This window comes from Pseudomonas sp. MF09150 (assembly GCF_059862355.1).
In genome coordinates this window covers 964843-987459 of the sequence record NZ_JCBCUS010000001.1, presented here as the reverse complement: position 1 = coordinate 987459, position 22617 = coordinate 964843, and the positions used below count along the sequence as shown (strand labels likewise).

The window sequence follows — 22617 nt, the reverse complement described above, 5'->3', positions numbered from 1 at the left end:
TTACCCGTTCCTCGGCAGACACCGTTGCAGCCAGCCCTCATCCTCCCCCCAGCGCTCTCAGTGGGGGCTGCAACTGCGGCTACGGAAACCGCGCCTTGCTACTATCCACTTCCCGATGCCGATCACCCTTCGTTCCGGAGCGAACCATGAGTGCGCAACAACACGACAGCGCGGTATCCCAGGTGGCCGCAGCCATCGCCGAACCGGCACGCACCAAAATGCTCTGTGCGCTGATGGATGGCCATGCCCGTACCAGCACCGAGTTGGCGGCACTGGCCGATGTCAGCGCCTCCACCGCCAGCGCGCACCTGGGCAAGCTCAAGGAGCTGTCGCTGGTACGCCTGCAGGTGCAGGGCCGCCACCGTTACTACAGCCTGGCCGACCCGCGCGTGGCCCAGGCCCTGGAAGCCCTGATGGTGATCGGTCACAACAGCGCTCCGCGCTTCAGCCCGCGCACCCCGGACCGCCTGCAATTTGCCCGCACCTGCTACGACCACATGGCCGGCACCCTGGCTGTGCTGCTGCATGATCGGATGTGCGAAGCCGGTTGGTTGCAGGAGTTGCAAGACAGCGCGCGGCAGTACCACCTGAGCGCGTCCGGCGAGGCGTTCTTTGCGGGGCTGGGGATCGAGGTCGAAGGGCTCAAGACCTTGCGCCGACGCTTTGCCTGCCCGTGCCTGGACTGGAGCATGCGCCGCCCGCACCTGGGTGGGGCCCTGGGCGCGGCCTTGTTGCAACACGCACTGCAATGTCAGTGGCTGAGCCAGGACCTGGACAGCCGCGCCCTGACCCTGACTACCAAGGGGCGCAAGCAGCTGTCGACACGCTTCGCCCTGCAACTGCCCGAGGCGGGCTTGGCCTTGTCGGAAATGCACGGCGAATCGCCGACGAGGCCATGAAGCGCCAGCGGGCGGTCCCTGGTGCGATAACCAGGGGCCGCTCCCATCATCCGTTCATTGTCTTCCCGACCAGGGTGAGTTTCAGACTCCCCTTATAGCCCCCCGCGTGTTCTCCCTCCTAAATTCCCGCACTCGAGAAAACCCTGCGCCCCGGGCGTCCAGCACGGCATCGCCCAAGCCTATGACGACGCGGCCTGGACCCACATCGCGACCTCCCTGCCCCGCGCGGAGAACTACTCATGAGCACCAGCACCGCCCTCGGCATTGCCATCAATGAAGCCGCGCCCAACCCCACCGGGGCCTGCAATGCCTGCCAGCGCACTGGCCTGCCGATCCTGCCGCTGCGGGCGGCCTATGCGCCAACGCGTTTCGCCATGCACAAGAAGACGCCCCTGTCCGGCTCGGGGCCGGCGTCGATCCCGATGATCCTCGACCAGCCGCGGATACTTCGTCAGGGCTACCTCTACGTGCTGCTGGACCAAAAAGAATGGCAGGCCTACCAGGTGACGCCGGAAGGTGCGTTGCGCCAGTTCCGCCCTTACCAGGTCCCGCGCGAACGACCGAGGTCGCTGAGCCCTTCCTGCATCGCCCAGGACCACGACTTCAGTGCGTCCTTTATCAATATCGACGCCGACACCTACTCGACTGCGTGGATTGCCTTCGCCAACGATCCATGGCCGGAGAGCGTGCTGGATCAGTACCGGCGTGGCACGGCGGATGACGGTACGGCGCTGGACGGTCGATTCCACAAGCTCGACCTGAAGGCGGCGCGCGACAACCCGAGCAGCGTCGGCACCGTGATGACCGAGCAACACCTCGAAATCACTCAAGTGCTGGAGTACTCGGAGGCCGACCCTGGGGACTTCGTCAGTGTCCACGGCTTCTACAGCCGCCATCACCGAGGTGGGCTCTTTTTACGTCACGTGCGGAACTTGGTTAAGCGTGAAAACCTGCAGGAGGGGGGAGTGCTGGCGGTGGTGCTGCCCGACCCGATTGGCCGGGTGCAGGAATGCAATGCCCAGCGGGTAAGCGGGGTCAGGGCCCTGCAGGAGTGGCGCGCCGAGCCGAAGCGGCGTTTCGAGTTCTTCACCTCCCAGGCACTGCTCGGCATCAAGGAGCTGCGCGCTGCCTGGGCGGTTGCCGAGGCCAGCGAAGAGGCCAAGGCCCTGGACGAACACCATCGCCGCTGGAACAACAGCGCGGCAGGGCTCAGGGCACCGCTGCCGCCCATCGATGTCGAGGCCGAAACCCAACGCGGGACCCGGCTCAAGCAGACCGAGGCCCGTGAACGGCTCGAAGAGCGGTACGACGAAGCCCAACGGGCGAGTTTCGAGCGGGCCTACCTGGCCGAGCAAAAGGTCTGGCAGCAGGCCATCGACCGCGAGGGCGAGCTGTATGCCCGGGAATACCAGGCCGCGCCGTTCCAGCTCGCCGCCCGGTATGACTACAGCGTGACCTCCACCCGCTCCGTAGAAGGTTTTATTCGCATGATGAGCCTGTGCCTGGTGGGCGGCCCCAGCGAAGTCATTCATCCAGACACCGAGACCCTGGGCGCGACCCAGCGCCTCTGGAAAAACCTGCTCGAAGACCGCCAGAGCCTGCTTTATCAGGCCTTGCTGGCCAAGGACCAGGCGCTGTTCGACCAATTGAAAAGGGCGCTGGCAGGCGATGATCTGGGCAAGCTCTACGACACCCTGAAAAGCATCATTGCCACCCACGAAGGCAAGGAGCTGATGATCGCGCCGGTCAAGCACGCCATCGGCCAGATACTGGCAGCCACCACCAACGCCAGTAATGCCCTGATGCAACAGCTGTCGGCACAGACCCAGACGCTGATCGGCCATGTGCACAGCGCGGCCTTTCTGCGCTACGCCGGCCAGCAGGTGACCCAGGTTGTGGTGTCCCTGAGGCTCGGCGAATACCTGTCCCTGCTCAACGAGGCGATGCAAGAACGCACCGATCAATTCATCACCCAACTCGACCAGAAATTTCGCAAACCCGCAGAACGAAAGATCCGCGCCATGGTGGTGAGCGGCGCCATTGCCATCGCCGTCTCCGGCAACCACGGCAAATTGGTCGACGTCATGCTCTGGTCCCTGGAAAGCGCCCAAGACCTGCAAGCCCGCCTGGAAAAACTGCGGGCCAATGCCAGCACCAACGTTACAGAGGCGCTGCGCAGCGTCAGCATCGGCGCCGCCACGCTCCACAGCGGCAGCACCCGGGTGATGCATACGCTGGCTATTGGCGTGGACGACGCCCAAGCGCTGGCCAGAGGCGCCATGCAACGGATGCGCAATACCGCCATCTCCGCAGCCCCTGCCGGCGCCGACCTGCTGCTGGGCCTGGGCAGCCTCTGGTTCCAGCAAGACAGCCTGCGCAAAAACTTTGAAACCTTCCTCAACACCCCGGGCAGCTGCAATCCCGAGGCGCTGGCGGCGGTGTGGTCGTCGTCCATCGGGGTAATGGGAGTGGGAGTCGAGATTGCGGGTATAGGGACCCAGATATTGCGGCCGGGGCTGACGACCTCGGTGCGGGTGGCGGGGCAGGTGCAGACGGTGATGATGGGGGTGCGAATTGCGCAGTATGGGGGGGCGATTGCTGCGATTGCGGGGGTGATGGATGGAACGCAATATATATTTGCATTACTTCGGACTTCATCAAGAGGTGACAGTGAAGCAGCACAAATCTACGGAGTTGCTAGTAGTTTGGCCTTTGGTTCGGCAATAGCCGGCACAATGGGTGCACTCGCAGTTGAAGCAACGCTACTTGGCCCGATTGGCATAGCTCTTGCGCTTGGGCTAACCGCATACGCTCTTGCAACATGGGCAAAACAACTTGAGTCGCAACCACTTGAGTTATGGGCACGATATTCAACATGGGGTTTACCCGAAACGCATCGCCGATGGAAACATCCTCATGATATGGATTATGCCATCGGCACCTTAAATGCCGCAGTGCTCGGCATGACGGCTGAAGCAGCGATAAGTGTGCGTTTTCAAAGACAAAGTGATCTACAAGCCGCGGGCCAGACTGGAGTTGTTTACGATAGCGAGAACATTCCATCTGGTATCTATTTAGACTACAAAATTAGACTTCCGGGCCATGATACTAACGCATCGCGCTACCAGTGGGAGTTGGAGGTCTATCGCCCTGGCGACGATAGCGGAAGTACCATTGCATGCGGACAGACTGGTGGGTCAAATGGGCCACTATTACCGTCGTCCTCTTCACGAAATTTGGACTACAACCCGCAAACGACGACTCCTACACTGAATCAAAATACTGTATCGCAAACATTTGAAATCAGCGGAGCTATTGCACTAAATGTAAATCACAGCATCCATGCGATTTTGCTAAAGGTTTCTTACTGGCCCGAAAAAAATGATGAGCTCGGCGTTGCTCATTTGAAAGTGACAGATGACAAACTGGACTATTAAGCAAGGACATATGAAATTGACCGCACCTAATCTCAACCCTCCTTGCTCTGGCTGGCAAGAGGATCTTCCACTGCCAAACGCACCTCCGTCTGCCATAGCCTCACTTGATAATAATGGGCCCAATCACTTGAGTGATTATTATTTAGAACTGCCTAGGGCCTCGTTCCGGGCAAGAGGGATTATGTTGTGGATGGGGCTAATTATGTTGTTATGGTTGGTGACGTTAACCATAGGGCCATTCTCTTTTATTCACTCTACAAAACCATCAATTTTATTGATTGGCATAGTTTCTACCCTAGTATCTTTTTGGATTTCTCTACTAGCCATTAGGCTAGATTTATCAGTACCACGTGATCTACCACTGCGTTTCAACCGCGCCCGCCAACGCCTCTACGCCTACAACTTCAACTACCGCTGGTGGAACCCTTTCGAACGTTGGCGCGTTATCCCCGTAGCCTACGATTGGTCGCAAGTCCGCGCCGAACGCTGGAAAAAACGCGGCGCCACCGCCCAAGGCGCGCTCATCATCAAATGGGGCGTGGTCCTGTCCATCGTCGAGCCCGGGACCAAAAAGGTCATTGATCGCTTTCCCTTGAGCACCATGGGCGCCGATGAGTTTGCCTGGGCTTATATCTGCACTTACATGCAGCAAGGCCCCTCGGCCCTGCCACCGCCAGGACCACCGCGCGACCATAACGATGTGCCCTGGTACAACTTGGCCCTGCGCCTGGCACCGAAGGTGAAGTGGCCTGCCGAGATGGACCGTGAGTCGCGGACGGCGCCGTGAGCAGAAAGCGTCAGGTGGCGCTGCGACACCCCGGCAGCCGTCTCTCGGGGTGATGGACACTTTTAGTTTGCGTATGCTGCTTAGCCGTCCCAGGAGCAACCCCCATGCTTATTGTCTTCAGCGGCCTGCCCGGCACTGGTAAGACCACCATCGCCCGCTTGCTGGCCGTGCGCCTGGGCGCCACTTACCTGCGTATCGACAACATCGAGCAGGCGCTGCGTGACAACGGTATGTGCGACGTTGGCAAGACCGGCTATGACATTGCCAATGCCCTGGCCCGCAGCAACCTGGCCCTGGGCAATCAGGTGATCGCCGACTGTGTCAATCCGCTGGCCGAGAGTCGTGAGGCCTGGCGCGCGATCGCCGATGGCGAGGGAGTAGGGCTGCTGGATATCGAGGTGCTGTGCTCCGACCTCGATGAGCACCGACGCCGGGTCCAAGGTCGGGAGTTGGATGTGCCGGGGCTGGTGCCGGCGAGTTGGCAGTCGGTGTGCGAGCATGACTACCAGCCCTGGACTGTGCCGCCATTGCGTCTGGACAGCGCCCAGTTGTTACCGGAAGAGGCAGTGCAACTGATCCTTGAGCGGCTCGCCGCCGGTCAGTGAAGCGGTATGTTGCAAGCTGTTTCAACACGCGCTGTACAGGGGGCGCCAACAGGCCTTTTTCAGGATGGAAGCGGTGTTGGCTGGCTGTTCTGCCGTGACCCGTTACCGGCAGATTGCCCGCCGTTTCGCCGATGATCCCCCGGCCAATACCCCAACTCCATAGGGGCCGCGCAGCAGTATCAACGACGGTAGCCACCGCTCAGTCAGTTACAGCGCATTTGCCCGGGATACGGGCGAAAAGGGCGGTGACTGCCGCTGTGCTGCGCTTTTTCGGACGCGGATGGTGCGTGCAGTACCGCTGTTTTCAGCACCGGGCGCCCAGAGTTACGTCGGGTGGTCAGGCAAGTTGGGTAAAAAAGTCCCGGTTAAGGGGCAAAAAAACTGTCAGGCGCGCTTTCTGCACTTTTTTCGGTCGCTCCAGGGGTGGGCGATCCGTGGGGACGATGTTGCCGGCTCAACCGATTCAGTGAATATCGGCGTCCGTGTCTCATGTGTGAATAAAAATGTCGCTTTATAGATGATATTGCGGGCCGTCTCGGCAAAATCCCCAAGGCACGGCATTTGGGCATAGCGATTGCAAAAGCCCTGAAGAGACCGGGGGCATGCCAATGCCTGAGTGCCGGTCCGTTGTCTTCTTTAAATTCCCCTCTTACCCATCAGCAAGGTCACGACGTCATTGCCTGTCCTGGCGCTGCCGCCCTTGCCGAAAAAACTGCACACAGTCCAGCGCAACGTTCGCGTCACGCGTCGCCGTGCTGCGTGTGCATCGTCCCCGGATAGCTGCAACGCACAATGAGGTGCTTTACAACCCAGTACTGACCGCACAGCGCAAGGCCCGATTTATCGAAATAGAGAGCGTAAATAAAAAGCCGTTTAAACCACGGCGAGGAGTGGGGTATGTCCCGTGCTTTTTTTAATGAAATGTATGACGCGAGTGGTGGCTGCCGCCCACATTATCAGGAGTTTGCCCGCTGGCTGGCGGACACTCCCTTGGAGTTGCTGGACCAGCGTCGGCGCGAAGCCGACCTGTTGTTCCATCGCGCGGGCATCACCTTCACCTTGTACGGGGACGAGCAGGGCACCGAACGGCTGATTCCGTTCGACATCATTCCGCGCAGCATCAAGGCCAGTGAATGGCAGACGGTCGAGCGCGGCTGTATCCAGCGGGTCCAGGCGCTGAACATGTTCCTGGCCGATATCTATCACGGGCAACACATTCTCAAGGAGGGCATCATCCCGGCCGAGCAAGTCCTGGCCAACGAGGGTTACCAGGTGGCGATGCAGGGCCTGGATCTGCACCGCAATATCTATTCGCATATTTCCGGGGTCGACCTGGTGCGTGATGGCGACGGCAGTTACTACGTGCTCGAAGACAACCTGCGCACCCCCAGCGGCGTCAGCTACATGCTTGAAGACCGCAAGATGATGATGCGCCTGTTTCCGGAGCTGTTCGCCGCGCAGCGGGTGGCGCCCATCGACCATTACCCGAACCTGCTGCTCGAAACCCTGAAAAGCTCCTGCCCGCTGGACAACCCCACGGTGGTGGTGCTGACCCCCGGGCGCTTCAACAGTGCCTATTTCGAGCATGCGTTCCTGGCCCGCGAGATGGGCGTGGAGCTGGTGGAAGGCGCCGATCTGTTTGTGCGTGACGACCGGGTATTCATGCGCACCACCTCCGGCGCCCAGGCAGTGGATGTGATCTACCGCCGCCTCGACGACGCCTTCCTCGACCCGTTGTCGTTCAACCCCGATTCGATGCTCGGCGTGCCCGGGCTGATCGCCGCCTACCGCTCGGGCAACGTGGTGCTGGCCAATGCTGTGGGCACCGGGGTCGCCGACGACAAGTCGATCTACCCCTATGTCGACGAGATGATCCGCTTCTACCTCAGCGAAGAGCCGGTGCTGAAGAACGTGCCCACCTGGCAATGCCGCAAGCCGGCGGAACTGTCCCATGTGCTGGCCAACCTGCCGGACCTGGTGGTCAAGGAAACCCAGGGCTCCGGCGGCTACGGCATGCTTGTCGGGCCGGCGGCCACGGCGGCGGAAATCGAGGATTTTCGCGCCCGGCTCAAGGCGCGCCCGCATGCCTATATCGCCCAGCCGACCCTGTGCCTGTCGACCTGCCCGACCTTTGTCGAAAACGGCATCGCGCCGCGGCATATCGACCTGCGTCCCTTTGTGCTGTCGGGCAGCGAAACCCGTTTGGTGCCCGGTGGCCTGACGCGCGTGGCCTTGCGCGAAGGCTCGCTGGTGGTGAACTCGTCCCAGGGCGGCGGCACCAAAGACACCTGGGTAGTGGAGGACTGACACATGCTTTCAAGAACCGCTTCCGATCTGTACTGGATGTCCCGTTACCTGGAACGCGCGGAGAACCTGGCGCGCATGCTCGAGGTCAGTTACTCGCTGTCGCTGATGCCCCAGGCCGGGCGCAGCGACGGCCACGCCGAACTGGCGATGTCGCTGCTGGCTGCCGGCACCCTGGACGATTACAACGAGCGTTACGGTGAGCTCAATCCCGAGCGCATGCTGCATTTTTTTGCCCTCGATGAAACCAACCCCGGCAGCATCTTCAGCTGCCTGCGGGCGGCACGCAGCAACGCCCATGCGGTGCGCGGGCGGATCACCGCCGACATGTGGGAGAACATCAACGCCACCTGGCTGGAAATGCGCAACATCGCCAGCAACGGTCTGGGGCGCTACGGCATCAGCCATTTCTGCGAGTGGGTCAAGGAACGCTCGCACCTGTTTCGCGGCGCCACCTCGGGCACCATCATGCGCAACGATGCCTACTGCTTCATTCGCCTCGGGACTTTCCTGGAACGGGCCGACAACACCTTGCGCCTGCTGGACGCACGCTACGAAATGTTCGGCGAAGAGTCCGAGGAGGTCAGCGACAACTCGGCCCGCGGCTATTACCAGTGGAGCGCCCTGTTGCGAGCCCTGTCATCGTTCGAGGCGTTCAACGAGATCTACCGCAATGCGCCGAATGCCGAACAGGTCTCGGAAATGCTGCTGTTGCGTGCCGATGTGCCGCGTTCGCTGCACGCCTGTATCGAAGAGCTGGACCACATTCTCGCCAGCCTGCCCGGCACCAACGGGCGCCCGGCCCAGCGCCTGGCGGCGGAGCTGAATGCACGCCTGCGCTATACCGGGATCGACGAAATCCTGGCCTCGGGGCTGCACCTGTGGCTGAACGATTTCATCGCCCGGGTTCGCCACCTGGGGCAGACCGTGCACGAGTCTTATCTGGAGGTTGTATGAAACTGTCCATCCGTCACGACACCACCTACAGCTACGCCGACGAGGTCTGCACCAGCATCCAGTTTTTGCGCCTGACACCCCAGGACAGTCAGCGTCAGCGCATCCTGCAATGGCACCTGGAATTGCCGCGCCTGGTGCGCAGCCAGATCGACCCCTACGGCAACATCCTGCATGTGCTGACCCTGGACGAACCCCACGGCGCCATCGTGCTCACTGCCTATGGCGAAGTGGAAATCGACCGCTCTCGGGAGGTCGAGCCTGACAGCCAGTCGCCGCTGCCGTTTTTGCGCAGCAGCCACCTGACCCAGTGCGACGCCGCCTTGAGCGCCTTTGCTGTGCAGCATTGCGGTGCGCGCCGTGATCGCGCGGCGCTCACCGACCTGATGCACGCCCTGGCCGACCACATGCCTTACAGCCCAGGGGCCACGGCGGTCGACAGCACCGCCGCCGAGTCCTTTGCCGGCGGGGTCGGGGTGTGCCAGGACCACACCCATGCGTTTCTCGCCTGTGCTCGCAGCCTGGGAATTCCGGCGCGCTATGTCTCGGGCTACCTGTGCACCGAGGATGAAAGCCACCTGGCCAGCCACGCCTGGGCCGAAGCCTGGCTCGACGATGGCTGGTACAGCTTCGACGTGACCAACCGCCTGACCCGGCCCGAACGCCATCTGAAACTGGCGCTCGGCCTGGACTACCTCGACGCCTGTCCGGTGCGCGGCATGCGCCGTGGCGGCGGCGCCGAGCGCATGCAGGCGCGGGTCCAGGTCAGCTCGATGGTGCAGGTGCAGCGGTAATGGCCGCCCAGGCGCGAGCCTGGGTGTCAGTTGGAGCCGGGATGCTGGTAGTCCCGGCACCAAGCGTCGCCGTAGCGGCTGAGCAGGGCCTGGGTCAGTTGCTCGCTGTCGGCGGTTTCGCTGACGCGGAACAGGGTCCAGACCAGGGGCCGCAGCAACTGATCGCGGGTCCGGTAGCCGGGGACATCAACAATGCTCTCGGCACGCTGGGTGAACCAGTGTTCCAGCAGGCGCTGGGAATCAGCGTCGGCCCCCAGCAGGAACACGAACACCAGGCCGATCAGGTCCAGGTTCCAGCTCAGCATCGGGTTGTCAAAGGCCACCTCGGCCAGGGGCAGGCTGCGTAGCAGGGCGGCGATTTCTCCATGCAGCCAGGGATCGTCGGCGAACTCGGTCTTGAGCTTGGCTTTTTTGCTCAGCATCCCGGGCTGATGGGAGAAGCGCCGCAGTTGTGTCAGCAGCGCCAGCTTGCGCGTATACCCCGTCAACGACACGTCGCCGGTAAACAACAGGCGCATGACCCAGCGGTTCAGGCGACAGCGCGGAAATCCGTATTGCTCCAGAACCTCGGCGGCCTGCCCGGCGGCCTGGGTCAGCAGTGGCCAATGGGCGTCCTTGCTCACAGGCGGGGTCAGGCCATTGAGCAGCAGGTGGTAATAGAACGCCTGCAGGGTGGCCTCGGGCAGATCCCGGGGCGGCTTGCGACTGAGTGGCGTGATGGCCGGGTGATGCTGGTTGTAATACTCGTTGTAGCTCAGTTCCTGATCGAAGCTGTCTTGGCCGGAAGCGATAAAACGCTCCACCGTATCCGTGCTGGAAGTCATGGGCAGTCCTTTGCATCAAGGGGGCGGGCAGTATAAGAAAAACCGCCGCCATGGCACACCTCATGAGGGCGGCAGGTAGCTTTTCCGGTACTCGTCCGGGGTCGCGCCCATCATCTTGCGGAACATGCTGATAAAGGCCGAGGCGCTGCTGTAGCCCAGGTCCAGGCCGATGGTTTCCACGGTCTGGCCTTGTTCCAGCAGGGCCAGGGCTTCCACCACTTTCAGGCGTTGGCGCCACTCGATCAGCGACATGCCCAGGTCGCGCTGGGCACGGCGCATCAAGGTGCGCTCGGTAGTGTTGGCGGCGCGGGCCAGCTGTGGCAGCGAGCGCGGATCGCCAGGGGCGGCTTTCAGCGCACGCAACACCGGGCCCAGCAGCGGGTCGTCGGAGGATGGCAGGTAACTACCGGCGCATGAGGCTCGGGCCAGTTTATCCACCAGCACCTGCAACAGGCGTTGCTGCTCCTCGGTCTGGGGCTGGCTCGGCGGGTCGCGGCGCAGGTCGTTGAGCAGCGCCAGGATCAGCGGGCTCAGGGTCAGCGCGCAGTGGCGGCTGGGCAGCGCGCCGCACAGCTCGGCGCTCAGGTACAGCGAGCAATGGCACGCCGCATGGCGGTTGAAGCCGACGTGCTCGACGTTCGGCGGCAGCCAGATGCCGTATTGGGGCGGCGCCAGGTAATGGTGATCGCCCAGTTCGATTTCCATCACGCCGCTGTAGGAGTAGACGAACTCACCCCAGGCATGGCTGTGACGCGGGTAGGTGGCCTGGGCCGGCATGCACTCGGTGCGAAAGAAGATCGGCGCCGGCAGCGACTCGGTAAAGGGTGGGATGCGCAAATGCTGGGCGGTGTGGCGCATGGAACACCTTCTTGGCGGATAAGTGTTATGGATTGTCGGATAAAGACTATATCAATCAAATCTGTCAGTCGGACAATGCCAGCTCACTTCCCCCCCAATCAAGGACGCCCCATGGCCAATCGCCAAGCGCTCGATGCCAATGCCACTCTGTTGATGGTCGGCCTGTGCGCGGTCTGGGGTTTTCAGCAGGTCTCGTTGAAAGCCATGGCGCCCGACATCGCGCCGATCCTGCAGATTGCCCTGCGCTCCGGTCTCGCTGCGTTGCTGGTCGGGGCCTTGATGCGCTGGCGCGGGGAAAACCTGGCCGTGGGCGAGGGCCACTGGCGCCCGGGGTTGCTGGTGGGGGGGCTGTTCGCCCTGGAGTTTCTGCTGGTGGGCGAGGGCCTGCGCTACACCACGGCCTCGCACATGGTGATTTTCCTCTACACCGCGCCGATCTTCGCCGCCCTCGGGTTGCACTGGAAACTCCCTGCCGAGCGGCTCCAGGCCGTGCAATGGCTGGGCATCGGCGTGGCTTTCGCCGGGGTGGTGGTGGCATTCAGCGGACACTCCGGCCCGGCCCAGGGCGCCAGTACCTGGCTCGGGGATGTGCTGGCGGTGCTGGCTGGCGTGGCCTGGGGCGCGACCACGGTGGTGGTGCGCTGCTCGCGCCTGGCGGCCAGCCCCGTGACCCGGACCCTGCAATACCAGTTGCTCGGCGCCTTTGTCTGGCTGTCGCTGGCGGCCCTGTGGACCGGGCAGACCACCCTGCATTTCACGCCCATGGTGTTCGCCAGCCTGACCTTCCAGGTGCTGCTGGTGTCGTTCGCCAGTTTCCTGGTGTGGTTCAGCCTGTTGCGTCGCTACCTGGCCTCGCGCCTTGGGGTGCTGTCGTTCATGACCCCCCTGTTTGGCGTCGGCTTTGGCGTGTGGCTGCTGGACGAACCCCTGGAGTCGAACTTTATTCTCGGTTCGTTGCTGGTGTTGGCGGGGCTCGTGCTGGTCAGCGGTTATGAGTGGTTGCAGCAGCGCCTGGCTCGCCGCGCATTGGCGGGCCAGGGCCGGTTGTAGCGGCCGGTTCAGGATTCGGCAGCGCGCCGGGCCTGGAGAATCTCCTCGCGCAGTTTTTCTGCGCCACTGCAGGCCGGATCCTGCGGGCCGAAGCGGCAGGATTTTTGTAGCACCTTGAGCGCCAGCTCAAGGTCGGCCTTGACCCCGATCCCGCGACTGAGGTGGAAGCCGTACATGGTGCAGGCCCAGGGGTCGTCGAGGTCACAGGCTCCAGCAAAGGTCTGGACCGCACATTGGCGAGCCTCGGGGCTGTCGGCATCCGCCGCGAGCATGCCGGCGGCGCGGTTGGTGCACCCGGAGACCAAGCCCAGGCTGCATGCCCGCTGGTACAGCGGCTCATAACCCTCGTCGGCGCCACCGGCCGGTTGCAAACCATTGGCCAGCCAGTAGCAGGCATTGGCGTCGCCGGTTTCGCAGTGGGCCAGGCAGCTTTCCATGCGCCCCGGGCCCTGGCAGGGATCGGCTCGCAGTGGCTGGAGGGTGGCGCGCGCCGGCATGGATTCGGCCGGGCACTTTTTGGCCTGAGCCTGCCAGTCGGCGTTGGCCTGGACCCGGGCCGCAAGGCTGGCGCTCAGCTTGAGCGGGTCTTGATCGGCGTTGGCGTGCATGGCCGAGAACAGCGTAATAGCCAGTAGCCAGAGGCGATGGGCGGAGCGCATTGAGGGAATCCTTTCTGGGGGGCTGCGTATCTTAAGTAAATTCATGGCCGGTTCCAGGGCTTTCCCGGTATCGGCCGCAGTTTATTTCGAGCCAGGCCCACGTGCCTCTTGAATGAGACAGGTTCGACTCTGTACTGTATATGCAAACAGTATAGGGTTTAGCCATGCAGCTGATCGACAAGCTGAGCATCCTCGCCGACGCCGCCAAGTACGACGCGTCCTGCGCCAGCAGTGGTGCGCCCAAGCGCAGTTCCGCCGGCAAGGAAGGGCTGGGCTCGACCAATGGCATGGGCATCTGCCACAGCTATACCCCGGACGGGCGCTGCGTTTCGCTGTTGAAGATCCTGCTGACCAATTTCTGCCTCTATGACTGCCAGTACTGCGTCAACCGTCGTTCCAGCGACGTGCCCCGGGCGCGGTTCAGCCCCGAGGAAGTGGTGACCCTGACTCTGGACTTTTATCGGCGCAATTGCGTGAGCGGGCTGTTCCTCAGCTCGGGGATCATTCGCTCGGCGGACTACACCATGGAGCAGTTGGTGCGGGTGGCCAAGCTGCTGCGCGAAGAGCACGAGTTTCGCGGTTATATCCATTTGAAAACCATCCCCGAGGCCGACCCGCTGTTGATCGCCGAAGCCGGGCGCTACGCCGATCGTCTCAGCGTGAACATCGAGTTGCCGACCGACCTGAGCCTGCAGACCCTGGCTCCGGAGAAGCAGCTGGGCTCGATCAAGCAGGCCATGCAGACCATCTACACCGGCGAGCAGACGGTGCTCAACGAACCCCGGGCGCCGCGTTTCGCGCCGGCGGGGCAGAGCACCCAGATGATCGTCGGCGCCGACGATACCGACGACAGCACCATCCTCCACAGCGCCGAAGCGCTGTACGGCAATTTCCGTTTGCGCCGGGTGTATTACTCGGCTTTCAGCCCCATTCCCAACAGCCCGAAAAGCGTGCCCCTGGCCGCGCCGCCACTGATGCGTGAGCACCGTCTGTATCAGGCCGACTTCCTGTTGCGCAGTTACGGCTTTAGCGCCAATGAGTTGTTCAAGGGGCCGGGGCACCTGGCGCTGGACATGGACCCGAAACTGGCCTGGGCCCTGGAACACCGCAGCGTGTTCCCCCTGGACCTGAACCGCGCCGAGCCGGCGCTGATCGCCAGGATCCCCGGCATCGGCCTGCGCACCACTCAGCGCCTGGTGGAGTTGCGCCGCGAGCGGCGGATCCGTTACGAAGACCTGGCGCGCATGCGCTGCGTGCTGAGCAAGGCCAAGCCGTTTTTTATCACCAGCGACTATCACCCGCAGCAAGCCGAAAGCAGCAGTGCGCTGCTTTACCAGCAGTTGCGAGAGCGCCCGCAACCTCAACAGATGGGCTTGTGGGGATGATCTGCCTGGACTGCGACGAGCTGTTCGAAACCTGGCGCCAGCAAGCGCGCTGGTTGCTCAGCCACGGCATTGACCCGAGCCGGGTCAGTTGGTGTGGGACCCAAGTGGCCGACCTGTTTGCCACCGATGAAGCGTGCCCGCCACACATGGGGCCGGTGCAGGCGCGTATACCCAAGGCCTTGCTCGGCTTGCTGGAACACGCCGCGCGCTATCACGGCGAGCAGCGCTGGAGCCTGCTGTATGAGGTGCTGTGGCGGGTCAGCCACGGCGATCGCACGGCCATGCTCAGTGGCGACCGCCTGGGCAGCGAATTGCAGCGGCGGATCAAGCAGGTGGACCGCGAGGCCCATCACCTGCATGCCTTTGTACGATTTGTCGAGGTGCCGCCAGGGCCGGAGGGCGCGCAGGGGGCGACTGCCGAACAGCCGCAGTACGTGGCCTGGCATGAGCCTGCCCATGACATCCTGGCCAGCGCCAGCGAGCATTTTATCGGGCGCATGGGCCGCCATCGCTGGATGATCGCCACCCCGCGGGACGGCGTCTATTACGACGGCCAGACGCTGATTCACCAGCGCCGCTGTCCCGTGGCCTGGCAGCAACTGGCGCAAGGCGTGCAAGACCCTGGCGGTGAAATGTGGCTGGCCTACTACAGCCATATTTTCAATCCTGCGCGGCTCAACCCCAAGGTTATGCAGGGTCACTTGCCAGCGCGGTTTTGGAAGAATCTGCCGGAAGGCCCGTTGATCCCTTCGCTGATCAGCGAAGCGCGCCACGGCAAGCAGCGCGACGGGCAGGCCAGCCAGGTGGCGAATCGTCCCGGTAAACGTATCGGCCCAGCGCAACCAGACACCCTTTGAAGCGGATCAGGAGCAGCATTGACGATGGATGATGGCAAGGGCATTACCGAGGCGTTCTGGTCGCAACAGGTGAGTGATGACGCCAAGATGCTGTGGCGGGTGGGCAGTCGGGGCATCACCTTTCTGGCGGCGCTGTTGCTGCCCAAGACCGGCTTGAAGGTGCTGGATATCAGCGTCGCGGTGCTGACGGCGTTGATTCCACTGTTGGTAATCGAGACGCACCGCGCCTATTCCAAGTTTTCGCCGGGCTTTCTTGCGGCCGTGATCAGGATTTGTGTCAACGGCACCGGCGTTGCTGTGGCGTGCCTGGGGTTGCTGATTTACATCGGGGTGGTAGTGCCGGTGGTGTCGGCGATCGGCAGCGTGTTTTTCCTGGATGTCCTGCGCAGCTTCAATGGCCAGGGTGTCGGGCCCCTTGAACAGGTATTTTTTAGCGTGTTTGCCATGGCAATCCTGTTGGCCCTGGTGATCGCGGTATTGAGGAATTTTCGCGAGTTGAACATCCTCGAGCTGGTCTATCGGCTGCCACGGGCCCAGGTCGAATGGGTGATGACACAGCGGCCGATGCGGGCCAGCAACTGGGGGATGTTCGTCTGGTTCGAGCTGTGCGTGTTGATCGCCAGCTTCGTCTACACCCTGACGGTATCCAAGGCAGCGGTGTTGCTGGTGGAGGGTTTCAGGCAGGTGCTGGCGTTGTTTCAGGTCAGCGTTTGAGACTGTGATTCGGTCGCTGGGTTCCGATATTCAGGCAGGTTTTAACTCCTGCAATAGCACTTTTTGCAAGTTGGCTTAGTGCGGTTTTTGAAGGGTCGTGTAATGGCGTGTTAGTCCGTTTTCTTATGTTGATTTTGGTGGTTTTTGAACTTTAAGTTTACGCTGCGACATTGAGTTGGCATGATGAAAACACCCCTCGCCTTGATTGGGAAAATAATAATTTAATCTTGCGTGGGCTGTCCGTAACCAACTAGCGGATTAAGAATAAGAACTATCTTAGCTCTTGATAAGACAAGTCTTATTGATTAATAAGTGGCATGTTCGGTTTTTAGTTGTCAGTCATTCACCGATTGTTAGTGTATTTCTAACTAGTCCGAGCTTGAGTTGGTGCCACTCTGTCGACCCGGAGTATTACGTCATGCGCATTGCCATTCTCGATAATCAACCGCTGGAGCTTGAGCGGTTGCGCGAGGCGCTGAGTTCCTACAGTTTGTCTGACGGTAGTTCCCCACTCTGTACCGCGTTTTCCAACAGTCCGGATCTGCTGCGCCGGCTCAAGCGCGAGACCTTTGACCTGGTCATCCTCGATTGGCAGGCCACCGAAGTCAGCGGTTTGCAGGTGCTGCTGTGGATCAAGGAGCATTTGCGGCCCGAGCCCCCGGTGATCATGGTGACCTCACGCAGCGCTGAGCGTGACGTGGTCCAGGCCCTGAACGCCGGCGCCGACGAGTACATCAGCAAACCCTTCCGCCAGGCCGAGTTGCTCGCGCGCTTGAATAACGTGTTGCGCCAGCGCCAGGGCGACAAGGGCCGAGATGAGGGGGCGGTGGTCTTCGGCAATCTGCGTTTCAACGTGCATGAGGGGCAGGTCTGCGTTGGCGGGACCCCGGTGGCCTTGACCCTGCGCGAGTTCAACCTGGCGTTGCTGCTGTTTCGTAACCAGGGTCGGCCCTTGTCGCGCAGCTATCTGTATGAACACCTGTGGATGCGCGATGAAGTGTTGTCGTCCCGAACTCTCGATACCCATATCTACCGCGTGCGCAGCAAACTGAAGCTGACGGCCGAGCACGGCTGGGTGCTGAGTACGGTCTATGGCTACGGCTATCGGCTCGAAGCGCTCAATGCCTGAAAGGTCATGTTTTTCAGGGTTTTGGCGTGCGCGGCGCGTCTGGGCTGCTTGTTGCTGAAGGAGGGTTCAAGGCGTCGTCGCACACCTGTTTACGGACGTTGAGCAGGTTGGCGGCAGCGGGTGAGCGGGCGAGTATCCTGGCGGCTTCCAGCTCACGTTTTATCGGTCCCATTTCCTCACGCCGCGGCGGCCCCATGCGCCCGGCATAGCCGGTGATGATCTGGTTGGAGTGGGTGCCGCAGCGAGTTGAAAGTAACGGCGCGAGCGTCAGCGGATTGCCTGGGCCCAAGGCGGGAACCCGCGGTTGCGGCCCGAATTCGGCATCGGTGACAGGGGGAGGTGAGCTGATAAGCACACCATGCTTGGGAGGGGATAAGGCATTTCCAAGGTGATGCGTGATATGGGCTGTCTGCAGCATGAATATCTTCAGGACTCGCCAGAACTGACCCTCGACCAACATTTTTGAGTTCGCTGTACTAAGGGGGGTTAACTCCATGTTATGTGTTTGCGTTTCAGCTGTTATGCAAATTGACAATTGCTCAGAATTACTTGCTGTTAAATGTCAAAAAGTTTGAAATTCCTAGCGCTCCCTTAATGCCTCCTTGGCCTTGTTGAAAGGTTTGATCAAGTAAGAGAGCACGCTTTTCCTGCCGGTACGAATGTCCACCGTGGCAATCATCCCGGGCACTATGGGTAAGGGTCTGCCAGCCTTGTCCAATAAGGAGTCGCTGTCGGTCAATATGTGTACCCGGTAGTAATAGACATCGCGGTGTACATCGTCCTGCAAAGTATCAGGTGAGATAAATATGACCTTTCCCGATAGCCCGCCATAAATCGAATAGTCATAAGCCGAGACTTTGACGCTGGCCACTTGCCCTGGATGGATATACGCGATGTCTCGGGGCGAAATGCGAACTTCAACTTGCAGGCGTTCATCCAGGGGCACGATCCGCATCAACTGGCCATTGGGCGGGATGACCCCGCCGATGGTATTGATCTCGATGTCTTTGATCACCCCGCGCACTGGCGAAGTGAAGGTCAGGCGGGTCAGCGAGTCGGTGCGCCCGCGGGTCACTGATTCCTGGGCGTCGATCTCGGCGTTGGCCTTGGCCAGTTCCTCGCGGGCCTTGACCAGATACTGGCTCTGGGTGTCGGTGTAGTGGTTTTGCAGTTCGTTGAGTTGGCGTTTCAGGCGCAGCACCTCCACAGCGCTGGCGGCTCCCTGGGCGACCAGGGGCGCGGTCAGTTGCAGTTCGCTGCGAATCAGGTGCATGGCCTCGTCGAGCCCCTCCAGGGATTTGTCCAGGCTTTCGCGGCGCGAGTGATAGAGCGCGGTTTCGGCGGCGACCAGGCTGGGGTCGGCCACGACCTCCGGCGGGAACTGCAAGGGCGTGCCGTTGACCTCGGCCATCAGGCGCGCGGCGGTGGCCTGGGCGGCGCGACCGCGGGAGGCACTTTCCTCCACGGCCGACTCGACCCGGATCGGGTCCAGGCGCGCCAGTACCTGGCCCTTGCTGACGATCTGCCCCTCTTGCACGCTCAAGCTGGCGAGCACACCGCCTTCCAGGGACTGGATCAGTTGCTCCTTGGAAGAGGCGATCACTTTGCCGGTGCCGCTGGACACCTCGTCGATCTCGAAGTACCAGGCCCACAGGCCGAAAGCCAGGACCGCCAGCGCCAGGCAGGCGATCAACCGCGAAGCCCCCGGAAGCTCCTGTTCGGAGCGGTTGAAGCCGTCCGCCGGCAGGGTGTCGGTGACGTGTGGGAAGGGTTTGGGGGGATCGACCTGATGCGGTCCGATCGGCATTGAATGAGGCATGGCAGAGGTTCGCTCACACAGGGAAAGTTAAGACAGTCATTGATTGCCGAAGTGGGCCAGCACCTGTTCCTTGGTGCCGTCCATGACGATGCGCCCGGCATCGATCACCAGCACCCGATCGACCCACTGCAGCACCGCCAGGCGATGGGTGGCCACCACCAGCGTGCGGCCATCGAGCCAGGGCGTCAGTTGTTCCAGTACCTGGCGCTCGCTGACTTCGTCGAGGGTCGCGGTGGGTTCGTCGAGCAGCAGCGTGTTGGGTTCGCGCAGCAGCGTCCGGGCCAGGAGCAGGGCTTGTTTCTGGCCACCGGAAAGGCCGATGCCCCCTTCGAGGATCAGGTAGTCCAGGCCGCCTTCCTGGGATTGCACCAGTGCCAGGGCGCCGCTCAGGGTCAGGGCCTGGAGGATTTCGGCGTCGCTGGCCATGGGCCGGCCGAGGGTCAGGTTGTCGCGGATCGAGCCAAAGAACAGCCGCGAGTTCTGGGTCAGCAGGCCAATATCGCGGCGTACGTCTGCCGGGTCGATCTGGTTCAGTTCCAGGCCGTCCAGGACCACGTTCCCCTGTTGCGGCAGGTGCAGGCCGGCGAGTAATTGCAGCAGGCTCGATTTGCCGGCGCCATTGCGCCCGAGAATCGCCACGCGCTCGCCGGCGTGAATATTCAGGTGCTGGATATCCAGTGCCGGCTGCTTGTCCTTTTCGCTGTAGCGAAACTGCACGTCCTTGAGGGTGAAGCGCCCACGCAGCAAGGGACGGTGCACCCGCCGCGAGCGTTCGGGCTGGTCCACCGGGCGTTTCATCAGTTCGTCCAGGCCCTGGCGGGCGACGCGGGCCTGTTGCCAGCGGGCGAAGATCCCGGAAATCTGCGCCAGGGGCGCCATCATCCGCGAGGCCAGGATCGAAGAACCGACCAGGGCGCCGGTGGTCATTTCGCCGCGCATCACCAGGTAGCAGCCCGCCAGCAGCACCGTGACGTAGACCAGGCTTTGCAGCTCCTGGGTCCAGGTCAGCAGCAGGTTGGTCAGTTGCCGTTGCTTGATGGCGATATCCGCTGCAACGGCGTGCATCTGGTTCCACTGATTCTGAAAACGCGGTTCGGCGCGCAGCAGCTTGATGTCTTCGATGCCTTGCACCGCTTCCACCAGCAAGGCGTTGCGCAACGCCGCCTCGCGCATGCCCTCGGCCGAGAGCCGGGCCAGGGGTTTCTGCACCAGCAGCCCGGGCAGGATCAGCAGCGGCAGAGCGGCCAGGGCCACGTACACCAAGGGCCCGCCGGTGAGGTAGAGGATCACCAAAAACAACAGGACAAAGGGCAGGTCGGTGATGGCGCCGAGGGTGGTCGAGGTGATCAGTTCGCGCACTTGTTCCAGCTCGCGAATCTGCGCGATGAAGGTCCCGGTGGACTTGGAGCGGACATCATTGCGCAGGCGCAGGGCATGGCCGAAGACCTGGTCGGTGATTTTCAGGTCGGCGCGCTTGCCGATCATGTCGGCGACCTTCGAACGGGCCATGCGCAACAGGAACTCGAAGCCGATCGCCAGCAGCACCCCGATAAACAGGACCCACAAGGTCGGTTCCGATTGGGCGGGTATGACGCGGTCGTAGACCTGCATGGAAAAAATCACCCCGGCCAGGGCCAGGATGTTGGCCACAGTTGCCGCCAGCAGCACGTCGCCGTAACGCTTCCAGTCACGCAGGGCGATGCGCCAGAACCAGTCGGGGCGGTAGGGCTTGATGTAGTCGTCGACCCGGGCGTCGTCAACCGACGATTCCGGGCGCAGGATCGCCACCCGCACGGCGCGCTCGCGCAACTGGCCGAGCCGCAGGTTGATGAACAGACCCTGTTCGCCGCTTTTCAGCACGCTGATATTGCCCGCGGTGTCGGCCTTGTCGATGATCGCCACCTGCCCGTCGTCGAGTTCCACCGCCAGTGGCAGGCGCCAGGGGTCGAGCGCCGCCTCGGAGAACGCCTCGAACCGCAAGATCAGCCCCATTTGCCCGGCCATGCGCCGCAGCAGCGCATCCGGGTCGTTGCCATGCTCCCAGGCGAGGGAGACGCGCACGGTTTCTTCGGAGACGTCCATGCGGTAGAACCGGGCGATGTTGAGCATGGCTTCGAGCCAGGGTTGGTAGGCTGCGGCGTTGTTCATGGGTGGTTTTCGCCCTGTGCGGTAGGTGGGGTGTCCAGGCCATAGGCCTGGCGACTGCGGCCAGCCGCGCCGATGTAGGTGATCAGGCCCAGCCAGAAATCATGGCGCGCGGTTTCCTGGTCGGCGGCGGCCTGGTAGACCTCCTGCTCGGCGTTGAGCAGGTCGAGCACCGAGCGCGTGCCGACGCTGTACTGCTCGCGGTACAGCGCACGGGTTTCACTCATGCTGGCCATGCGTTGCGCGAGGATGCCGAGCCTGGCCCGGGCCCCGATTGCCAGTTCATGGGCGCGCAGCAGGGCGTCTTCGGCCGTCAGGCGGCTTTCGTTGATGGTGGATTCGGCATGCTCGATGGCGGCGTTGGCGCCTCGGACCTGAGCCGAGATCGCCCCCCCTTCGTACAACGCCATGGAGCCGGTCAGGGTCAGGGTGTTGTAGCTGCCGTGGCGGATCCCGTTGTTCGGGTTGGTGCCGCTGAGGGCCTGGTTCGCCGTGGCCTCCAGGGCCAGGGTTGGATAGCGCTGGGCCTTGGCGTTTTGCAGTTGCCCGTAGGCCGAGCGACGATCCGCCTCGGCGGCCAGCACATCGGGCAGCAAGCCGTAGTCGGGTGGGGTGTCGAGTTGGGCCAGGCGCTCCAGGTCCGGCGGCAAATCGGCGACCCTGGCCGGCAGCGCGGCGCCAACCAGGGTTTTCAGGCGCGCCCGCCATTGATTGAGCGAGGTGCCCACTTGCTGGCTGTTGGCCTGGGCGCTTTGCAGGCGCGTGGTGGCCTGGATGAAGTCCGACTGCGGCGTCAGCCCGGAGTCGGCCCGCAGCTTGACCCGCTGCAGCACATCCTCGACCGCGACCACCTGGTCCCGGGCGATCTGCAGCAGGCTCTGTTGCCGATGCACTTCAAGGATGGCCTCGGCGGTCTGCCCGGCGATGCTGTCGACCTGTTTGAGCAGCAGCGCCTGTTGTTTGAACACCTGGCCCTGGGCCTGGGTCACCGAGCCCTCGACCTTGCCGAAGTCATGCAGCATCTGCGACAGCGACATCGTCGCCACCTGGCCATAGCCATAGGTGTTGACGCGCCCGGAGTTCATCCCGGCATTGACCTTGGGGTAGTAACCGGCCCTGGCCACATCGACCTGGCCTTGCTGCTGCTCGATGGCACTGACCGCGGAAATGATCGAAGGGTGACGGCTGACGGCGATGGCGACAGCTTCGAACAGGCCCAGGGTCGCCGCTGGCAGCGTGTTGAAGGTCAAGGGTTGGAGGGCAGGGGCGTCTTGTCCCAGCTCGGTCGCCAGCGCCTGCGCGCCTGGTGTCTGGACCGTCCTCGAGGGACCCTGCGACAACCATGGCAGGTTGGCTTGTATTGCCTGGGCAGGCGTATCGCAGACACTAGCGAGTAA

General features: G+C 62.3%; 19 protein-coding genes. 12 read left to right on the top strand and 7 right to left on the bottom strand.

The window, feature by feature from the left end:
* The first annotated feature begins 146 nt into the window (after positions 1-146).
* The 7 genes from AC19YX_RS03965 to AC19YX_RS03935 all read left to right on the top strand — a co-directional run bounded on the left by AC19YX_RS03965 (position 147) and on the right by AC19YX_RS03935 (position 9780).
* A complete protein-coding gene (locus AC19YX_RS03965) occupies positions 147-899 on the top strand; it encodes an ArsR/SmtB family transcription factor (protein ID WP_078472516.1) in 753 nt (250 codons plus the stop codon).
* Between the two features lie 239 nt (positions 900-1138).
* Positions 1139-4336, top strand: coding sequence for a T6SS effector BTH_I2691 family protein (locus tag AC19YX_RS03960; RefSeq protein WP_500605698.1), 3198 nt, complete (start codon positions 1139-1141; stop codon positions 4334-4336).
* A gap of 202 nt (positions 4337-4538) precedes the next feature.
* Complete coding sequence (locus tag AC19YX_RS03955) at positions 4539-5123, top strand: DUF6708 domain-containing protein (protein ID WP_500605697.1); 585 nt, start codon at positions 4539-4541, stop codon at positions 5121-5123.
* A 104-nt stretch (positions 5124-5227) separates the two neighbouring features.
* Complete coding sequence (locus AC19YX_RS03950; protein ID WP_500605696.1) at positions 5228-5728, top strand: P-loop nucleotide/nucleoside kinase family protein; 501 nt, start codon at positions 5228-5230, stop codon at positions 5726-5728.
* Positions 5729-6625: 897 nt separating this feature from the next.
* On the top strand, positions 6626-8035 hold the full coding sequence (locus AC19YX_RS03945) for a circularly permuted type 2 ATP-grasp protein (RefSeq protein WP_020298782.1): 1410 nt from the start codon (positions 6626-6628) through the stop codon (positions 8033-8035).
* A gap of 3 nt (positions 8036-8038) precedes the next feature.
* Positions 8039-8989 carry an alpha-E domain-containing protein gene (locus AC19YX_RS03940; RefSeq protein WP_500605695.1) on the top strand — a complete coding sequence of 317 codons (951 nt, stop codon included), beginning with the start codon at positions 8039-8041 and terminating at the stop codon, positions 8987-8989.
* Positions 8986-9780 carry a transglutaminase family protein gene (locus AC19YX_RS03935; RefSeq protein ID WP_500605694.1) on the top strand — a complete coding sequence of 265 codons (795 nt, stop codon included), beginning with the start codon at positions 8986-8988 and terminating at the stop codon, positions 9778-9780. Before AC19YX_RS03940 ends, AC19YX_RS03935 begins: the two co-directional genes overlap by 4 nt.
* Before the next feature lie 26 nt (positions 9781-9806).
* Here the strand turns inward: AC19YX_RS03935 and AC19YX_RS03930 are convergent, their stop codons facing one another.
* Both AC19YX_RS03930 and AC19YX_RS03925 read right to left on the bottom strand, forming a co-directional pair.
* Positions 9807-10604 carry a hypothetical protein gene (locus AC19YX_RS03930; protein ID WP_078471542.1) on the bottom strand — a complete coding sequence of 266 codons (798 nt, stop codon included), beginning with the start codon at positions 10602-10604 and terminating at the stop codon, positions 9807-9809.
* Positions 10605-10664: 60 nt separating this feature from the next.
* Positions 10665-11462: an AraC family transcriptional regulator gene (locus AC19YX_RS03925; protein WP_078471541.1), complete on the bottom strand. Its 798-nt coding sequence runs from the start codon at positions 11460-11462 to the stop codon at positions 10665-10667.
* 111 nt (positions 11463-11573) lie between these two features.
* Here AC19YX_RS03925 and AC19YX_RS03920 point away from each other — a divergent pair, with 111 nt between their 5' ends.
* Positions 11574-12512, top strand: a complete 939-nt coding sequence (locus AC19YX_RS03920) for a DMT family transporter (RefSeq protein ID WP_500605693.1) — start codon at positions 11574-11576, stop codon at positions 12510-12512.
* Positions 12513-12520: 8 nt separating this feature from the next.
* Here AC19YX_RS03920 and AC19YX_RS03915 read toward each other — a convergent pair whose 3' ends face one another.
* Positions 12521-13171 carry an SEL1-like repeat protein gene (locus tag AC19YX_RS03915; protein WP_201130572.1) on the bottom strand — a complete coding sequence of 217 codons (651 nt, stop codon included), beginning with the start codon at positions 13169-13171 and terminating at the stop codon, positions 12521-12523.
* A 164-nt stretch (positions 13172-13335) separates the two neighbouring features.
* On the opposite strand from AC19YX_RS03915, the gene AC19YX_RS03910 reads away from it, so the two are divergent.
* From AC19YX_RS03910 to AC19YX_RS03895, 4 genes are all read left to right on the top strand, one after another.
* Entirely contained in the window at positions 13336-14556 is a 1221-nt protein-coding gene (locus tag AC19YX_RS03910) for a putative DNA modification/repair radical SAM protein (RefSeq protein WP_500605692.1), read from the top strand.
* The gene (locus tag AC19YX_RS03905) at positions 14553-15413 is read left to right on the top strand and encodes a TIGR03915 family putative DNA repair protein (RefSeq protein ID WP_078471537.1); all 861 of its coding nucleotides are present in this window, start codon (positions 14553-14555) and stop codon (positions 15411-15413) included. The genes AC19YX_RS03910 and AC19YX_RS03905 overlap by 4 nt, the downstream gene beginning before the upstream one ends.
* Positions 15414-15437: 24 nt before the next feature.
* Complete coding sequence (locus AC19YX_RS03900; protein WP_078471536.1) at positions 15438-16127, top strand: hypothetical protein; 690 nt, start codon at positions 15438-15440, stop codon at positions 16125-16127.
* Between the two features lie 418 nt (positions 16128-16545).
* Complete coding sequence (locus AC19YX_RS03895; protein WP_078471535.1) at positions 16546-17256, top strand: response regulator transcription factor; 711 nt, start codon at positions 16546-16548, stop codon at positions 17254-17256.
* A gap of 13 nt (positions 17257-17269) precedes the next feature.
* Here AC19YX_RS03895 and AC19YX_RS03890 read toward each other — a convergent pair whose 3' ends face one another.
* The 4 genes from AC19YX_RS03890 to AC19YX_RS03875 form a co-directional block, all read right to left on the bottom strand.
* A complete protein-coding gene (locus AC19YX_RS03890; protein WP_201130575.1) occupies positions 17270-17752 on the bottom strand; it encodes a hypothetical protein in 483 nt (160 codons plus the stop codon).
* A gap of 84 nt (positions 17753-17836) precedes the next feature.
* Entirely contained in the window at positions 17837-19063 is a 1227-nt protein-coding gene (locus AC19YX_RS03885; protein ID WP_242487546.1) for a beta-barrel domain-containing protein, read from the bottom strand.
* A 48-nt stretch (positions 19064-19111) separates the two neighbouring features.
* On the bottom strand, positions 19112-21223 hold the full coding sequence (locus AC19YX_RS03880; RefSeq protein ID WP_500605691.1) for a type I secretion system permease/ATPase: 2112 nt from the start codon (positions 21221-21223) through the stop codon (positions 19112-19114).
* On the bottom strand, positions 21220-22470 hold the full coding sequence (locus tag AC19YX_RS03875) for a TolC family outer membrane protein (RefSeq protein ID WP_500605690.1): 1251 nt from the start codon (positions 22468-22470) through the stop codon (positions 21220-21222). Before AC19YX_RS03875 ends, AC19YX_RS03880 begins: the two co-directional genes overlap by 4 nt.
* Positions 22471-22617: the final 147 nt, after the last annotated feature.

Bases quoted from the DNA above. Each gene is read 5' to 3' on its own strand.
- AC19YX_RS03965 (WP_078472516.1), top strand. From the start codon at position 147: ATGAGTGCGCAACAACACGACAGCGCGGTATCCCAGGTGGCCGCAGCC.
- AC19YX_RS03960 (WP_500605698.1), top strand. From the start codon at position 1,139: ATGAGCACCAGCACCGCCCTCGGCATTGCCATCAATGAAGCCGCGCCC.
- AC19YX_RS03955 (WP_500605697.1), top strand. From the start codon at position 4,539: ATGTTGTTATGGTTGGTGACGTTAACCATAGGGCCATTCTCTTTTATT.
- AC19YX_RS03950 (WP_500605696.1), top strand. From the start codon at position 5,228: ATGCTTATTGTCTTCAGCGGCCTGCCCGGCACTGGTAAGACCACCATC.
- AC19YX_RS03945 (WP_020298782.1), top strand. From the start codon at position 6,626: ATGTCCCGTGCTTTTTTTAATGAAATGTATGACGCGAGTGGTGGCTGC.
- AC19YX_RS03940 (WP_500605695.1), top strand. From the start codon at position 8,039: ATGCTTTCAAGAACCGCTTCCGATCTGTACTGGATGTCCCGTTACCTG.
- AC19YX_RS03935 (WP_500605694.1), top strand. From the start codon at position 8,986: ATGAAACTGTCCATCCGTCACGACACCACCTACAGCTACGCCGACGAG.
- AC19YX_RS03930 (WP_078471542.1), bottom strand. From the start codon at position 10,604: ATGACTTCCAGCACGGATACGGTGGAGCGTTTTATCGCTTCCGGCCAA.
- AC19YX_RS03925 (WP_078471541.1), bottom strand. From the start codon at position 11,462: ATGCGCCACACCGCCCAGCATTTGCGCATCCCACCCTTTACCGAGTCG.
- AC19YX_RS03920 (WP_500605693.1), top strand. From the start codon at position 11,574: ATGGCCAATCGCCAAGCGCTCGATGCCAATGCCACTCTGTTGATGGTC.
- AC19YX_RS03915 (WP_201130572.1), bottom strand. From the start codon at position 13,171: ATGCGCTCCGCCCATCGCCTCTGGCTACTGGCTATTACGCTGTTCTCG.
- AC19YX_RS03910 (WP_500605692.1), top strand. From the start codon at position 13,336: ATGCAGCTGATCGACAAGCTGAGCATCCTCGCCGACGCCGCCAAGTAC.
- AC19YX_RS03905 (WP_078471537.1), top strand. From the start codon at position 14,553: ATGATCTGCCTGGACTGCGACGAGCTGTTCGAAACCTGGCGCCAGCAA.
- AC19YX_RS03900 (WP_078471536.1), top strand. From the start codon at position 15,438: ATGGATGATGGCAAGGGCATTACCGAGGCGTTCTGGTCGCAACAGGTG.
- AC19YX_RS03895 (WP_078471535.1), top strand. From the start codon at position 16,546: ATGCGCATTGCCATTCTCGATAATCAACCGCTGGAGCTTGAGCGGTTG.
- AC19YX_RS03890 (WP_201130575.1), bottom strand. From the start codon at position 17,752: ATGGAGTTAACCCCCCTTAGTACAGCGAACTCAAAAATGTTGGTCGAG.
- AC19YX_RS03885 (WP_242487546.1), bottom strand. From the start codon at position 19,063: ATGCCGATCGGACCGCATCAGGTCGATCCCCCCAAACCCTTCCCACAC.
- AC19YX_RS03880 (WP_500605691.1), bottom strand. From the start codon at position 21,223: ATGAACAACGCCGCAGCCTACCAACCCTGGCTCGAAGCCATGCTCAAC.